Origin of the sequence: Erwinia sp. SLM-02, from assembly GCF_037450285.1 — a bacterium.
In the GTDB taxonomy this organism is placed as follows: Bacteria; Pseudomonadota; Gammaproteobacteria; order Enterobacterales; family Enterobacteriaceae; genus Erwinia.
Map to the genome: position 1 here is coordinate 220,929 of NZ_JAQISN010000002.1, position 14,702 is coordinate 235,630.

The 14,702-nt window shown below is 58.0% G+C and carries 11 protein-coding genes and 1 tRNA gene; 6 read left to right on the forward strand and 6 right to left on the reverse strand.

The annotated features are described in order from the left end of the window. Positions 1–17: 17 nt before the first annotated feature. Positions 18–2,168, reverse strand: a complete 2,151-nt coding sequence (locus PGH32_RS14270; RefSeq protein ID WP_337894367.1) for an ornithine decarboxylase — start codon at positions 2,166–2,168, stop codon at positions 18–20. Between the two features lie 688 nt (positions 2,169–2,856). On the opposite strand from PGH32_RS14270, the gene PGH32_RS14275 reads away from it, so the two are divergent. Beyond that, positions 2,857–2,932 (forward strand) — tRNA-Phe (locus PGH32_RS14275). Positions 2,933–3,056: 124 nt separating this feature from the next. Here PGH32_RS14275 and PGH32_RS14280 read toward each other — a convergent pair. The 4 genes from PGH32_RS14280 to PGH32_RS14295 form a co-directional block, all read right to left on the reverse strand. Next, complete coding sequence (locus tag PGH32_RS14280; protein ID WP_337894368.1) at positions 3,057–3,986, reverse strand: alpha/beta fold hydrolase; 930 nt, start codon at positions 3,984–3,986, stop codon at positions 3,057–3,059. An 82-nt stretch (positions 3,987–4,068) separates the two neighbouring features. Further along, positions 4,069–4,680: a TetR/AcrR family transcriptional regulator gene (locus PGH32_RS14285; RefSeq protein ID WP_337894369.1), complete on the reverse strand. Its 612-nt coding sequence runs from the start codon at positions 4,678–4,680 to the stop codon at positions 4,069–4,071. 173 nt (positions 4,681–4,853) lie between these two features. Continuing rightward, positions 4,854–5,480, reverse strand: a complete 627-nt coding sequence (locus PGH32_RS14290; RefSeq protein WP_337894370.1) for a helix-turn-helix domain-containing protein — start codon at positions 5,478–5,480, stop codon at positions 4,854–4,856. Between the two features lie 87 nt (positions 5,481–5,567). Further along, complete coding sequence (locus tag PGH32_RS14295) at positions 5,568–6,293, reverse strand: LuxR family transcriptional regulator (protein ID WP_337894371.1); 726 nt, start codon at positions 6,291–6,293, stop codon at positions 5,568–5,570. A gap of 655 nt (positions 6,294–6,948) precedes the next feature. Between PGH32_RS14295 and PGH32_RS14300 the strand changes: the two genes are divergently transcribed. From PGH32_RS14300 to PGH32_RS14320, 5 genes are read left to right on the forward strand one after another with little or no spacing between them, the layout of a single operon-like run. Further along, the gene (locus PGH32_RS14300; protein WP_337894372.1) at positions 6,949–8,544 is read left to right on the forward strand and encodes an ABC transporter substrate-binding protein; all 1,596 of its coding nucleotides are present in this window, start codon (positions 6,949–6,951) and stop codon (positions 8,542–8,544) included. 57 nt (positions 8,545–8,601) lie between these two features. After that, positions 8,602–9,567, forward strand: a complete 966-nt coding sequence (locus PGH32_RS14305; RefSeq protein ID WP_337894373.1) for an ABC transporter permease — start codon at positions 8,602–8,604, stop codon at positions 9,565–9,567. After that, complete coding sequence (locus PGH32_RS14310) at positions 9,564–10,478, forward strand: ABC transporter permease (RefSeq protein ID WP_314426169.1); 915 nt, start codon at positions 9,564–9,566, stop codon at positions 10,476–10,478. The genes PGH32_RS14305 and PGH32_RS14310 overlap by 4 nt, the downstream gene beginning before the upstream one ends. Beyond that, complete coding sequence (locus tag PGH32_RS14315) at positions 10,478–12,004, forward strand: Sapep family Mn(2+)-dependent dipeptidase (protein ID WP_314426167.1); 1,527 nt, start codon at positions 10,478–10,480, stop codon at positions 12,002–12,004. Before PGH32_RS14310 ends, PGH32_RS14315 begins: the two co-directional genes overlap by 1 nt. Then, positions 11,991–13,637, forward strand: a complete 1,647-nt coding sequence (locus PGH32_RS14320) for an ABC transporter ATP-binding protein (protein WP_337894374.1) — start codon at positions 11,991–11,993, stop codon at positions 13,635–13,637. Before PGH32_RS14315 ends, PGH32_RS14320 begins: the two co-directional genes overlap by 14 nt. On the opposite strand, the gene PGH32_RS14325 is transcribed toward PGH32_RS14320, so the two are convergent. Then, entirely contained in the window at positions 13,630–14,694 is a 1,065-nt protein-coding gene (locus tag PGH32_RS14325) for a fimbrial protein (RefSeq protein WP_337894375.1), read from the reverse strand. The two genes, PGH32_RS14320 and PGH32_RS14325, sit on opposite strands and share 8 nt — an antisense overlap. Positions 14,695–14,702 lie beyond the last annotated feature (8 nt).

Consider the following 14,702-nt stretch of genomic DNA (forward strand, 5'->3'; position numbering starts at 1 on the left):
CTGGCCACGGTCCGCGTTTACTCGGTAATCACATAGCCGTACAGGCGTTTCACGCCGTTTTCATCGGCTTCGGCATAAACACCCTGCAGCTCCGGCGAGAAGCCCGGCAGCAGGTTAAGCCCCTCCTCCAGCGCCAGGAAGTAGCTCTGCACCGCCCCGCCCCACACTTCACCGGGCACCACGCACAGCACGCCCGGCGGATACGGCAGCGCGCCCTCGGCGGCGATACGCCCTTCCGCCTGAGCAATCGGCACCAGCTCAACGTTACCGCGAATAAATTCGATGTTGGCATCCTGCGGATTCATCACCACTTTTGGCAGGCTCTGCTGGCGGAACATCGCCTTCTGCAGATCCTTCACCCCGTAGCTGACGTACAGCTGGTGCATTTCAAGGCACAGGCGACGCAGGGTGTAACCGGCGTAGCGCTTGACGTTTTTACGGTAGATGGTCGGCAGCACGTCGCTGAGCAGCGCATCTTCCTTCACGTGCTGTTCGAACTGCGCCAGCTTGGCCACCAGATGCGCCATCTTCTCCACGCTTTCTGCCGGAGTCAGCAGGAACAGGATCGAGTTCAGGTCGCACTTCTCCGGCACCACGCCGTTTTCACGCAGGTAGTTGGCAAGGATCGTCGCCGGAATGCCAAATGAGGCGTACTGACCGCTGGCGGCGTCGATGCCCGGCGTGGTCAGCAGCAGCTTGCACGGATCGACCAGATACTGATCTTTTTCATAGCCGGCAAAACCGTGCCACTCCGCCCCCGGCGCAAAGCTGAAATAGCGCGGGTCGCGGGCGATGGTTTCGGTTGGCGCATCCTGCCACGGCTTGCCGTCAACGTCATCCGGGATAAACGGGCGGATCATTTCACAGCGCGAGAGGATCGCCTTGCGGGTATCAATCCCCAGCGTGACGCATTCGTGCCACAGACGGCGGCCCGCCTCGCCCTGATGCATTTTGGCGTTGACGTCCAGCGCGGCAAACAGCGGGTAAAACGGGCTGGTTGAGGCATGCAGCATAAACGCATTGTTCAGCCGTTTATGGCTGCAAAAACGCTGCTGGCCGCGGATGTGGTTATCTTTTTTGTGGATCTGCGAGGTCTGCGAGAACCCGGCCTGCTGCTTATGCACCGACTGGGTGACGAAGATCCCCGGATCTTCCGGCTTCAGATCCAGCAGCAGCGGCGAACAGGCTTCCATCACCGGAATAAACTGCTCGTAGCCCACCCACGCCGAGTCAAACAGGATGTAGTCGCACAGATGGCCGATGCTGTCGATCACCTTACGGGCGTTGTAAACGGTGCCGTCGTAGGTGCCCAGCTGGATCACCGCCAGGCGGAACGGACGCTCCTGCTGCGCGCGATCGGGCGCAACCTGGCGGATCTGATTGCGGATATAGGTCTCATCAAAGCAGTGCGCGTCAATGCCGCCGATAAAGCCGAAAGGGTTACGCGCCGTTTCCAGATACACCGGCGTGGCACCGGCCTGGATCAGCGCACCGTGGTGGTTCGACTTGTGGTTGTTGCGGTCAAACAGCACCAGATCGCCGCGCGTCAGCAGCGCGTTGGTGACCACTTTGTTGGCGCTGGACGTGCCGTTTAGCACAAAATAGGTTTTATCGGCGTTGAACACCTTCGCGGCGAACTTCTGCGCGTGCTTGGCCGATCCTTCGTGGATCAGCAGGTCCCCGAGCTTCACATCGGCGTTGCACATATCGGCGCGGAAGACGTTTTCACCGAAGAAGTCGTAGAACTGCCGTCCCGCCGGATGCTTTTTAAAGAACGCCCCGCCCTGATGCCCCGGGCAGGCGAAGGTGCTGTTATCCATCGCCACGTATTTGGTCAGCGTATTAAAGAACGGCGGCAGCAGCCCCATCTGATACTGCGCGGCGGCGGCTTCCAGGCGGATGACATCATCGGCGGCACCGTTAAGAATGCCGGTCACCTCCGGCAGCTCCTGCTCCTGGGCCTGCTCCGGATAATCCAGCGCGATAAACACCGGCAGGTTAAAGCCGGTGTGGCGCAGCAGCGCCAGCATGCCGCTGCGGGAGTCGGCAACGGAGACGACCACGGCCGCCACGTCGGTAAAATCGGTTTTTTCCAGCGTAACGACTTCGCGTCCGGTCTGGAGGTGGATGGCAACGGTGGTACTGGCTGCAATTTTTAATGGTGTCATAACACAAATCCTCAGGCGGCAAGGATGAGTGGGTGCCAGAGGCACACAATAGGAACGCGAGCAGAGCACGGCATTCCCGGCGAAAGGTGTCAGAAAGCTGTCAGCAGAATGGGTATCCGCTTCGACCGCCAGACATCAGTAAAATCAGATCGCACCTGTTTTTACTGATGGCCAAAAGTAAAGCGTATGAAAACCTCACCGCATGGTGAGAGATTTTATCGACAAGGTGTGACAAAGCGGAGATCGGCAGGCGCACGGCATCATCAGATGACGGGGAGCAGTGCTGATATGCAGCAGTGAACCTCTCATGGCGGCGACCTCAAAGTAGAATGGATGCGGCTAACGCAAAATTTGCGCAATAATGGCATCTTTTAGAGGCAGGTACAACCCGCGCCGGGCAGTTAATTATGCATAAAAAGTGAGGAAACATTCACTCACACAAAGCCGTTCGCGATCGCGAAAAATGGCCGATTTACGTGGTAAAAAAGCAGCGGCGGAAAAATAACCATGCGTTAGCCAGGGAAATAGACGCCCGGTCAGCAGAATGAAAACTGGCCTGGCCCGTTGGGCGCTTAATCGCCGGAAAGGTTACATTTTGCCAGGTTTGATGAAAAAGAGTGCAATCAGTCTGATTTCCAACATAAAGCCATTGACGCCACAGGCCGGTTACGGTTTAATGCGCCCCGTTGCCCGAATAGCTCAGTCGGTAGAGCAGGGGATTGAAAATCCCCGTGTCCCTGGTTCGATTCCGGGTTCGGGCACCATATTTAAAGAACCCGCCTCACGGCGGGTTTTTGCTTTCTGGGGTTTGGTGGATTTGGGCTGTAATGAACGTCAATTTCATCATTCTGCTATGCCCTGTGCCTTAAGGCTTAATCTGCTCCCTAATCAAACCCTAAAAAACGCCCCCAGCTCACGAGCAATCCTCGGCCCGGCTTCTTCAGGCAAATAGTGCCCTGCCCCCTCAACGACCACACCGGTAACATCAATACCCAGCGGCTTCAGCGCTGCCAGCATGGTGGCTCCCACGCTGCGCTCTGCGCCAAATACCCTGACCGGCATCGTCAGTTGGGTTTCAGCGCGCTGACGATTGGCTGCCAGCCCTTCGGCACCAAAGGCCGCGCGGTAGTAGCAGCCCGCGGCGCGCAGTATCCCCGGCACCGCCATCTGGCGGGCGTAAAAGGCGATATCTTCGGCGGCGATGGCCGACGTATTCTGCGATTTGGCGCGGAAAAACCACGTCAGGAACGCCTCTTCCCTGCCGGATATCAGTATTTCCGGCAGATCGTTCAGGCGGTTGAAGGCGAAGTGCCAGTTACGCAGGGCGATCTCCTCGGAGGGAAGATCGCTGCGCGGCACCGACAGGCCCGGGATCAGCGCATCAAGCAGCGCGATCTTACGGATATCCTGCGGCCAGTCGGCGGCAAAGGCATAGCCGATCCACGCCCCGACGTCGTGACCGGCAACGTCAATCGGCCCCCGTTCGGTCAGCTTCATCGCGGTCACGAAGCCGTGGATATCCGCGGCCGCCGTGGTCAGGTCGTAGCCGTCCAGCGGCGCATCGCTGTCCCCCATCCCACGCGGATCCAGCGCAATCACCCGGCGCCCGCTCTTTACCAGATCGTCCATCACATAGCGCCAGGTGTACCAGCTCTGCGGCCATCCCGGGATCAGCAGTATCGGCTCGCCTTCACCGCCCTCAACATAGTGCATTTTGACTTCGCCAACGCGGATATGGCCGTGGCGGAACGTCTGCCAGAAGTCGGTGCGGTTGAAAAATTCCTGGCCAACGTGGCGGGGTTTATCCTGTTCCTGCATGCCTGCCTCCAAATGGAAATGATCACTTCCTAATTTAACCAAAATAAACCCCGATGCTGCCATCGAGGCTTAACGGATCGGGTTAACGCTTAAGCAGCGTAATCGCCTTATCGACAATCGCCTGCATTCTCTCTCGCGAGCTGCCGGATTTACCCAGCACCCGCATTCCCTGGGTCATGGCAATCAGCAGGTCGGCGCAGCTGGCGATATCATCCTGCGCGGGCAGCGAGCCGTCGCGATCCGCCTCCTGCAGCAGCGCCGTAAACTGGGCGCGGCGGCTGGCTTCCTGCCGGGCGAGTCGTGCAGCAATCAGCTCATCGCTGGCCGACAGCTCCATAGCCGTTTCAACCACCAGGCAGCCGACCTCGCCGGATTTTCCGCTGCTGATATCGGCATAGTGCCCAAGCAGCGCCTCAAGCTTTGCCAGACCGTTGGGCGCAGCGCTGAGTAGCTGCCCCACCGCCGCCGAGCGCAGTTCTATATAGCGTTCCAGGGCGGCCATCAGCAGCCCGTGCTTGTCGCCCCAGGCTTTATAAATGCTGCCGGTGGTCAGCCCCAGCGCCGCGTTCAGGTCGCTGATTGAGGATCCATGATAGCCATGGACGCTGAAATGCTGGATGGCGCTCTCCAGTGCGAGGTCGGTGTTGAACTCGCGCGGGCGGCCAGAAGCAATGGATCGGGATTTTTTTTGCATAGCACATCATAGGAAACAATCGTTCCCTAATCAACGCTAAATTTTCGTTGCTACGAGGAAACCTACAACGTGGAATATTGCAGGATATGTTCAGAAACAGGCACACCAACAGGGCTGCCGATTTCCGATTAACTCAGCCAGGCCCTGGTTAAGGTCGCAAAAACGTTGAGCGATCAGCCCGCCCGATACACCGGCACCCGCCGCAGCGTGCCGGTCAGGCTGTCAAACACCTCGGTTTCCGCCGTCGCAATCCTCATGCCGCTCTTTCTCAGCCGCTGAATATCCGCCGCCATGCGCTGGATGCCGAACCAGAACATGCCATCAAGCACCGTCACCTGCAGCCCGCTTTCCAGCGCGATTTTCAGGCGATCGCGCGGCGCTTTAGCCTCTTTGGCGATCTGCTGGTAGGGTGCGGCGGAACCGCCGCCGGCATCCACCCGTCGAACGCGGTTGGATAAGCGGTAATGAAATTCATCCGGGATATCGCTGAGGTCGGTGTTCAGACTGTAGACGCAGCCGAAGCGCTTGCCGTTGAACAGAACATTTTTCTGGCGAAGCGGCAGCTCATTGCGCACGCCGGCAATGAGCTGCGGGGCGCGGATCAGCAGCAGGCGGAAAGGCAGTTCAAAGCTGGTGACGTAATCAACGTTTTGCAGCGCAGTACGGAGGCGCTCCTCAACTCCGGCGTGCATCTGCTGGCATTTTTCCAGCACCGCAGCCCACTGCCGGGTAAGATGCGCGGGTTCATTTAGCTCGGTGAAGCTGTACTTTTCAATCTGATAGTCAATTCTTCCGGTCACCCTGACTTCCCTTCTGGCTACGTTTCAGCATCTGTTGCTCACTTTACCAACAGCGGGAAATAAGCGGAAGCCCAACGAAGGTTTTCGCTACCTGGCCGCCGATGCCGCCGGCCTGATAAGATCCAGTTCAACACCCAGCCGTATTGCCTGACGGCAATTACTTACCCCCAGCTTTGTAATGACATTTTTGATATGAAACTTCACCGTGCTGACCGAAATTCCGGTAATAAACGCGATTTCAACATAAGTCTTTCCCATGCTCGACCAATAGAGCACCTCGTTCTCTCTCAGGGTAAACATGGTTCTGTTGTTATTTTCGAATCCTCTCTGCGGGAGATACATTTGCTTATTAAAATCAATTAACAGCATTTGCAGTTCACCCTCAACGTCTGACATCCGGCGTTCCACTGCTCCCCGATCGTCATCATCAATAATCAGTGACAGCAGCGCGAGATTATTCATATGATCGTGCAGTACGAAGGTGAAGCCGTTTACAATGTTGTACTGCTTAGACAGCGAGAATATTTTGGTGAATTTGAGGTCGGACATCAGGGTGATGTTCTCATCCCAGGCAAAGGGCGACGATCGTTTAAAAGCGTTAAGGATTACCGGATCCGTCAGCTGGAAATTATTCGCCCGGTACAGGTTCACCCACGCATCGGGATAGCTGGAAATAATTAGCGCCTCTGAAGGATTTTTCTTGCTGACAACGGTATAGGCATAGGTAGGGTTGCCAAACGGCGAGAGTTTTCTCTGGATGTAGGTCTCAAGGGTATCCCTTACCGTCTGGTTTTCATTAAAGAAAGAAAACATTCAAGCTCCCTGCAAATTCTGACTCAATATGAGAACAGGTCCTGTACTAAAGTACAGCCAGCACTACACTTAAGAACAAATTACAAATTACCCTTAAGAGGTTACACTCATTCCCGTTGTTAAAGAATGAGAAAGCCAGCCCCATTGGGCACGGCCCGTTATAACAGCCAACACCAGGTCACACCATCCGGTCAGACGAGACACCAAAAAAAGTCATCGCTGGCCGGATACCTCAAGCGCCACTCCCTGTACTTCCCAGTATCACCCCGACTAGCACGCCTCGCTCATGAGCAGCGGATCGGCATCGTTTATCAGACTCTGGCCATCAACATAATTCCCTGCCCGGCACATCGTTGCCTGGTCAACAGAATATCGGGCACGTCGCGCCCTCCGACAAAAAATATCATTAGCTTTACGTTTTTCAAAACGGCCGGGCGGAAAAATGCTGCTGCGACATTTTAACATCTAACTCATTATTCAGATAATTTAATTCATTATCGGCATTTGCCTGCGCACAGTACATCTGTTACGTTTCAGGAAATATCATTTTTATATATTTAAATCAGAGAGTTGAAATAGCAGATTAATAATCCGCTCACCAACGCGGCTAAACCTTTAATTAAAATAAAAATCACTTTTCCTGGGAACGCGATCAATGAAAGTATTATCTCACGCCGTTTTTCTTGCCGCCGTCGGCATCAGTGCTGCGGTTTCCACTTCCGCAGGCGCTGCGGATAATAGCGTTATTCGCTATGCCATTTGGAGTAATCCGAACGGCACCTTTAACCCGACGCTCTATTTTACCGACTACGACCGCGCGATAATTTTCAACGTCTTTGGTCGCCTGTTCACGCTGGATGAAAAACAGAATCCGCAGCCGTCTCTGGCTGAACGCTACGACTATTCTGACGAGGGTAAAACCCTGACGCTGCATCTGCGTCAGGGCGTGAAGTGGCACGACGGTAAACCGTTCACCGCCGAGGATGTGGCCTTCACCTATGGCTCCGAGGCCGCCCCTGATTTCCCGCGCGACCAGCCGGATTTCGTCAAGCATCTGGTGGGCTATGAGGATTATCACAGCGGTAAAAGTGCCGAACTGGCGGGCATCAAGGTGATCGATTCGCAAACGGTCAGCTTCTCCTTTACCGCGCCGTACGCCGCCGCCTTTGCCCATTTCGCCGACCGTCCGGTGCTGGCGAAACACATCTGGAATACCATTCCGGTGAAAGCGTGGAATACCGCCACTCAACTGCTGCGTAATCCGGTCGGCACCGGGCCGTATAAGTTCGTGGAGTTCGTCTCCGATCAGTACGTGAAACTGGAACGTAACGACGACTATTTCGGCGGTGCGCCAAAGATTAAAACCTTTATCTTTAAGGTATCCAGCGCCCAGACGGTACAGAATGAATTAATTAACGGGGATGTGGATATCGCCGAGCTGTCCTCGTGGAATAAGCGCGATGTGGAAACTTATCAAAAAGCCGGGATTCGTATTGTTGAACAGCCCGGCGTCACCGCACAGTATTTAAGCCTGGATACGCGTAATCCTAACCTCAGCGACCCGCGCGTGCGCCAGGCGCTGGTTTACGGCATCGACCGTCAGCTGATCGTGGATAAATTACTGTTCGGCCACGGCCTGGTATTTAATACCAAGGATCATCCGCAGAGCCAGTATTACCCGAAAGATCTCAACGCCTACGCTTACGATCCGCAAAAGGCGCAGGCACTGTTAAAAGAAGCGGGCTGGAGCGACAGCAACGGTGACGGCATTGTTGATAAGAACGGCCAGAACCTGACCTTTACCCTGAACTACCCTACCGGCAACCGCACCCGGGAGTTAACCGCGCCGATTATTCAGCAGAACCTGAAAAAAATCGGCATCGATGTGGTGCTCAACGTGGCGGATTTTAACGCCACCCTCGCCATCCTGCAGGATAAAAATAAAGTCTACGACGGCGTGCTGATGGGCGGAACCTTCAGGCCGGGGCTGTATGAAAACAACTTCTGGTGGGAGCGCTTCTCCACGCCACAACTCGATGCCCTCGCCGGGCAGTTTAATACCACCGTGGAGCCGGAAAAGCTGAAAACCAGCATCGGCGGCTGGCTGAAAGAGGTGAACCAGCAGGTGCCGCACGTCTGGCTCTATATTCCGAATCAGGGCTACGCGCTCAGCAAGCGGGTCAGCCACTACAGCGCCTACCCCTATGAGCCGTTTGCCGATGTCACGCAGTGGACGGTAAACCCGCAATAGCTCCCGCTCCGCCGTGGCGTTGATGCGTCACGGCCCGATTGTGAATCAGGACTGACCATGCTGCGCTATGTCTTACATCGAATACTGATCCTTATTCCCGTGCTGATCGGGATTTCGATCGTGGTGTTCTTCCTAATCAAACTCCAGCCGGGCGATCCGTTCGTCGGCATGATCGCCCCTGAAACCACCCCGGAGCAGAAGCAGGAGCTGCTGCGCCAGGCGGGCTATCTCGACCCGATCTGGATGCAGTATCTGCGCTGGGCATCGCACGCCTTTGTCGGTGATTTCGGCTACTCAACCCAGAGCGGCGCGCCGGTGCTGATGCTGATTCAGGAGCGGGTGGTGAATACGGTGTTGCTGGCGGTCAGCTCACTGTTTATTGCCCTGCTGGCGGCCTTTCCGCTGGGGATTTACCTCGGGCTGCATCGCGGTGGCCCGGTGGATACCGTCGTTTCCCTGGTTTATTTTGTAGTGGTGTCCATTCCGGTGTTTTTCATCGCCATCCTGCTGGTTAAGGTTTTTGCCATGAACCTGCAGTGGCTGCCGGTTTCAGGGGCGACAACGCTCGGTAGCAATCACCGTGGGCTGGCGCATCTGCTTGACGTGTTCAGCCATCTTTTCCTGCCCGCGCTGGCGCTGGCGGTGGCGAATATCGGTATCTTCAGCCGCTATCTGCGTTCCGGCATCAGCGAGTTAATCAATCAGCACTTCGTTAAGGCGCTGTTTGCGCGTGGCGTGGGCCGCTCGCGGGTGATTTTTCCCCACCTGGTCAAAAACGCCGCCAGGCCGATGATTACCGTGGTTGGCATGGAGATCCCTTCCCTGCTGTCCGCCACGCTGCTGACGGAAATCATCTTTAACTGGCCCGGGATCGGTCGTCTGAGCTTTGACGCCATTCAGGCGCGTGACTATCCGCTGCTGATGGGCATCGTGCTGTTCCTGGCGGTGATTACCCTGGTGACCAACTTCCTGGTCGACATCCTTTATGCGCTGGTCGATCCCCGCGTAAGGCTCAGCCAGTGACCACGCGCGATACCCTTAACCTGGCCGTACGCCGCTCGGGCCATCCCCTGCTGCGCGACCGCTATTTTCTCACCGGGCTGGCAATCCTGCTGCTGCTGACGCTTGCGGCACTGAGCGCCCCGTGGCTGGCCGCCTTCCATCCCGATGATATTGACCTGATGGCTATTGAAGCACCGCCGGGTGACGGGCATCTGCTCGGCACCGATGAGATCGGCCGCGACGTATTTTCCCGTCTGCTGTACGGCGGCAGAGTGTCGCTGTTTGTGGCGCTGGCGGCGGTGATTTTTCAGGGTGCGATCGGTATTACGCTGGGCAGCCTGGCCGGTTATAAAGGCGGTGTGGTGGATACGCTGATTATGCGTCTGACCGACATCATTATGTGCTTCCCGTTTTATGCCATCGCCATCACCCTGGCGGCGATCGTGGGTGCCAGCTCGTGGAACGTGATTTTTATTATCGGCATTCTGCACTGGACCGGGATTGCCCGCCTGGTGCGCGCGGAGTTCCTCTCGCTGCGGGAAAGCGGCTACGTTTTTGCGGCGAAATCGATCGGCGTCAGCGGCGTCACCATTGTGTTCCGCCACCTGCTGCGCAACGCGTATGCGCCGTTGATTATCAACCTCACCCTTGCCGTCGCTAATGCGATCCTGGCTGAGGCCGCGCTGAGCTTTATCGGCCTCGGCGTCAAGCAGCCGCAGCCCTCGTGGGGCAATATGCTGGCGGCGGCGCAGAGCCTCCGGGTTATCGACTACGAATGGTGGCTGTGGGTGCCGCCCGGCCTGACCATCGTGCTGATGGTGCTGGCGATTAACTTCATCGGCGAAGGGCTATCCCGCGTGCTGAATCCACGGCCTGCCGTGCCGGTAAAAGACATCTTGAAACAGACCGATTCCCCTAACAGGAGTAAGTAATGGCGACTGCAAACAATCATCAACTGAGCCAGGACGAACTGGCGCTGACCGGGAAACTTGAACGCTGGTTTGAACAGCATCGCGAAGAGTTCGTGCAGGATCTGCTGGAGCTGGTCGCCTTTCCCAGCATCGGGGATGAGAAGCTTGCCGAACCGGGTAAGCCCTTTGGCCAGCCGGTAGAGGATGTTTTCCAGCACGTTATCCGCAAGGCGCAGAGCTACGGCTTCACCACCGAACAGCACGACGGCTACGCGATTTCGGTGCTGGGCGATACCCGCGATGGCGTGCCGGAGCTGGGGCTGATTTCCCATCTGGACGTGGTGCCGCCGGGGGATAACTGGACCTTCGAGCCGTTTAAGCCGTTTGAGAAAGACGGCTTTGTCATTGGCCGCGGGTCATCAGATAACAAAGGCCCGGCGCTGCTGGACCTCTATCTGCTGCGCGCCTTCCGCGATCTCGGCGTGCCACTGCATCACAAGCTGCGCATTGTGTACGGCGGGGCGGAAGAGATCGGCATGGCGGACATGAAATATTTCGCCGAACACGGTCCGGTGCCGCGCTTTTCCATCATCACCGACGGTGCCTTCCCGGTGAACCACGCGCAGAAAGGTGGGCTGAATCTGGTGCTGCATATCCCGGTGGGATCGACGCTTGGCGGCGTCAACGCGGGCGTGGCGGAAAATGCCGTTCCCGCCACGGCCACGCTGACGCTGCCCGCCGGCGAGGCGGCACGGCTGGAACAGGCCATCGCCGCCCTGCCGGAGGCACAGCGCCAGGCGCTGTCGATTGCTGCCGTCGATCGTGGCGTACAGCTGACGGCACGCGGGCAGTCCGGCCACGCGGCGTTCCCCGAAAATACCCGCAACGCCATTCCGCTACTGCTGGATGCGCTGATTGCCGCCAGGCTGCTGGAGGGGGACGATCTGACCGCCGCGCGGATCATCAGTCGGCTGCTCGCCGATCCCTGGGGCATCAGCGCCGGTTTCGCCGCCGAAGATGCGCCAACCGGCAGGCTGACCCTTAACGGCGGCCTGTTGATCCCCCATAACGACGGCCTGAATCTGCATCTGGATATCCGCTATCCGCTGGCGACCGATAAAGAGGCGCTGCTGGCAACCCTGCGCGAGGCGATAGCACCGCTGAACGGCACCCTGAGCATTACCAGCGATGCGTCGCCGATCCACGTCGATAAAGAGAGCGAGCTGGTAAAGCGCCTGCAGCACACCTACGACACCATCGCCGAGGTCATTACCGAGCCTTACTCGATGGGCGGCGGCACCCACGCCCGCTACCTGCCGAACTCGATCACCTTTGGGCCGGGCTTCCGCCGCATTGAAGGCGAGCTGTTCCAGGGCGAATCGGTACGCACCCGGCCGGACTTTATCCCGGCGGGCCACGGTTCACCGCACGGCCCGGATGAATTTGTGGTGATTGAAAACCTCCGGCGCGCATTTAAGGTCTACGCGGTGGCGATACCACGCCTGGACGGCTGGCTGGAACAGGGACTGATTGATGACGTCCGCTAACGCCGTGCCGCTGCTCGCCGCTAATCACCTGTCGGTTATCTATCCGGGCCATCAGGGCGAGGTGAAAGCGGTGGACGGTGTGTCGTTTACCCTGGCCGCCGGTGAGATGCTGGCGGTGATCGGTGAGTCCGGCGCGGGTAAATCCGCCATTGCGCAGGCCATTCCCGGCCTGCTGCCGGGAAATGCGCGACTGACCGGCCAGATCCTGTATCAGGGTCGCGATCTGCTGACGCTGGATCGCCGATCGCTGGCGGCGCTGCGCGGGCGGGATATCGCCATGATATTCCAGGATCCGTCCGCGTCGCTGGATCCGGTGTTTACCATCGGCAGGCAGATGGATGAAGTGATTGCGCTGTATGAGCCGGCGCTTTCCGTCCGACAGCGCCGCGCCAGGGCCATTGAGCTGCTGACGCTGACCGGCATTCCGCAGGCGGAAAAACGCCTGCGCGGCTATCCGCACCAGTTCTCCGGCGGCCAGATACAGCGCATCATGATTGCCATTGCGCTGGCCGGAAGGCCAAAGCTGCTGATTGCCGATGAGCCGACCACCGCGCTGGATGTCACCACCCAGCAGGAAATTCTCGATCTGCTGTTTCGCCTTAACCAGCAGTACCGCATGGCGGTGCTGCTGATCACTCACGATATGGGCGTAGTGGCGGATATCGCCCACCGCGTGGTGGTCATGCGCCACGGCAGGATCGTTGAGCAAAACGCGGTTGAACCGCTGTTCTCCGCGCCCGCGCATGACTACACCCGACAGCTGCTGGCCGCGATCCCCTCTGCGGGCGGTGAACGCCCTGCCGCTTCGCCGCAACCGGAACCGCTGCTGCAGGTTGAGCATTTACACGTCAGCTACGGGTCGGCGCTGGGCCGGCGGCATCCGGTGGTTAACGATGTCTCATTTGCCATCGGCAGGGGGGAATTTCTCGGCCTGCTTGGGGAGTCCGGATCGGGGAAAACCACCATCGGCCGCAGCCTGCTGGGGATTATCAAACCGGACGGCGGCGCGATCCGCCTGGCGGGCGAGCCGCTTTACGACGCGAAGCACCGCATCTCAAAGGCCAGTCGGGCAAAGACTGGCGCCATTTTCCAGAACCCAATGAGCTCGCTGAACCCCAAAATGAGCATCGCCCAGTCGATTGCCGAGCCGCTAATCACCCACACCTCGCTTGACCGCGCCGAGATTGGCAGGCGGGTTAGCGCACTGATCGATCTGGTGGGCTTACCCGCGGCCTGGCAGGAAAAATATCCGTATGAGCTTTCCGGCGGCCAGTGCCAGCGCATCGCCATTGCGCGGGCGATTGCCCTACGCCCACGGCTGCTGATCGCTGACGAACCGACCTCGGCGCTGGATGTCTCCATCCAGCAGGCGATTCTGACGCTGCTGCGTAACCTGCAGCAGGAATATCAGTTTGCCTGCCTGTTTATCAGCCACGACCTGGCGGTGGTGCGCAGCCTGTGCCGCTCGATCGTGGTGCTGAAAAACGGCCAGGTGGCCGAACGGGGCAGCGTGGAAAACATCTTCACGCGCCCGGAAAGCGACTATACGCGTGCGCTGATCGACAGTATTCCGCTGGCCGATCCGCGCCACCAGCAGGAGAAACGACGACAGCGCGCGGCGAGCGCTATTTGAAGGTGACATCGATGTTCGCCGTCGCGCCGAAGATGCCGGGCGTTGGCTTATCCGTTAACCACTTCAGGTGAGCGATAAAGGTCTCCGTTACTTCCGTCTGTTTTTCCTGCAGCGCCTCGCCGAAATCAACCCGGCTGCGTAACGGGATTGGCGTTCGGGATAAATCACGCTGCTGGGTGAGGAAAATCGCCACCCCCGGCCGGGTTGGCGGTAAAATATAGGTATCATTCGTCGGGTCGGTATCGGGACTGCTAAAGCTGGCCTGGAGCGACTGCCCGGCGCATTCCCCACCGACCAGCGTGGCTTTGACACTGAACGGAACCTGCTTGATGACCACCCCCGGCCTGGCTCCTGAAGAGTTCAGCATGCCAAAGTCAACGGTGGCACCGCTGTTCGCCATCACGTTAATCTGCGGATTGCACTGCACCGCGCGGATCTTATCCAGCCCCTTGATGTAAGTATTGAAAGCCTTACCCGGTACTGGGTTAAGCCCCCTGGCACCGTCGATCTGGAACAGGGCCGCCTGCACCAGTGGAGCAAAGTTACCCGCAGGCGGTTTTAACCCGGTGGCCTTCAGGTACACCGAATAAGTGAGGGCGATCGCCTGAGGTTTAGCCGTACCCGTACCGTTACCAATTGTGCCCGGCCCGAGGTCCGGGCCGTTAGGGGTTTCAGTGCTTTGCTGTCGGTTAATGCCATCATAATCAATGCCGTTAAGCGTGACGCCAACGGAAAGTGACGGGTCGAGCGCGCCAAAGGCATTTTTGGGATTCCAGTAAATATAGGCATGCTCTCCGCGGGGCTCGCCGTGGGTATCCCAGCAGGTAAACGTGGAGGAGAAGTTTTGCGAACGCCAGAGTACGGTGTCGGCCACAAAATCGCTGGCGGCCAGCACCACGGGCCGTCCGATATCGATCTCCTGGCTGACGCCGCCGGTTGGCTGACTGCTGCCCGTTGCGTTACCGTACCGGCACTGCATTGCGGAAGCCTGCTGCATCGTTAACAACCCTGCCAGTCCCAGCAGAGTCAGTAAGGCATTACGTCTGAACATGGTCATTTTTTCAC

What these genes read in the sequence shown, in the direction of transcription:
- PGH32_RS14270 (WP_337894367.1), bottom strand. Translation starts at nt 2,168, where the DNA reads ATGACACCATTAAAAATTGCAGCCAGTACCACCGTTGCCATCCACCTC.
- PGH32_RS14280 (WP_337894368.1), bottom strand. Translation starts at nt 3,986, where the DNA reads ATGCAGGAACAGGATAAACCCCGCCACGTTGGCCAGGAATTTTTCAAC.
- PGH32_RS14285 (WP_337894369.1), bottom strand. Translation starts at nt 4,680, where the DNA reads ATGCAAAAAAAATCCCGATCCATTGCTTCTGGCCGCCCGCGCGAGTTC.
- PGH32_RS14295 (WP_337894371.1), bottom strand. Translation starts at nt 6,293, where the DNA reads ATGTTTTCTTTCTTTAATGAAAACCAGACGGTAAGGGATACCCTTGAG.
- PGH32_RS14300 (WP_337894372.1), top strand. Translation starts at nt 6,949, where the DNA reads ATGAAAGTATTATCTCACGCCGTTTTTCTTGCCGCCGTCGGCATCAGT.
- PGH32_RS14305 (WP_337894373.1), top strand. Translation starts at nt 8,602, where the DNA reads ATGCTGCGCTATGTCTTACATCGAATACTGATCCTTATTCCCGTGCTG.
- PGH32_RS14315 (WP_314426167.1), top strand. Translation starts at nt 10,478, where the DNA reads ATGGCGACTGCAAACAATCATCAACTGAGCCAGGACGAACTGGCGCTG.
- PGH32_RS14320 (WP_337894374.1), top strand. Translation starts at nt 11,991, where the DNA reads ATGACGTCCGCTAACGCCGTGCCGCTGCTCGCCGCTAATCACCTGTCG.
- PGH32_RS14325 (WP_337894375.1), bottom strand. Translation starts at nt 14,694, where the DNA reads ATGACCATGTTCAGACGTAATGCCTTACTGACTCTGCTGGGACTGGCA.